This window comes from Marinobacter iranensis (assembly GCF_029207565.1).
Lineage (GTDB): Bacteria > Pseudomonadota > Gammaproteobacteria > Pseudomonadales > Oleiphilaceae > Marinobacter > Marinobacter iranensis.
In genome coordinates this window covers 1-260 of record NZ_JANCMW010000259.1, presented here as the reverse complement: position 1 = coordinate 260, position 260 = coordinate 1, and the positions used below count along the sequence as shown (strand labels likewise).

Here is a 260-nt window from a genome sequence, read left to right as displayed (position 1 = left end):
ACCGGCGTGCCGGAGGGGCAGAAGAGCCTGGCCATCGAAGTCACGCTCCAGCCAGGCGAGAAAAGCTTCACCGACGAGGAACTGAAGGCGATCGCCGACAAGGTCGTCGCAGCGGCAGCAAAGTTGGGCGCGCACTTAAGGTAGCGCTCAGCATCATATGGCAAGAGATCAATAGCTATGCTATATTTTGTCTTCCGATAGCTTCGGGGGGCATCATGAAATCCCATCATTTCGAGAATGTTGGGCGGCAAGTATTTATA

General features: G+C 54.2%; 1 protein-coding gene. It reads left to right on the top strand.

Features of this window, described 5'->3' with window-relative positions; all coding sequences use genetic code 11:
* Positions 1-6 precede the first annotated feature (6 nt).
* Positions 7-144 carry a phenylalanine--tRNA ligase subunit beta-related protein gene (locus tag NLU14_RS23345; protein WP_420845098.1) on the top strand — a complete coding sequence of 46 codons (138 nt, stop codon included), beginning with the start codon at positions 7-9 and terminating at the stop codon, positions 142-144.
* Positions 145-260: the final 116 nt, after the last annotated feature.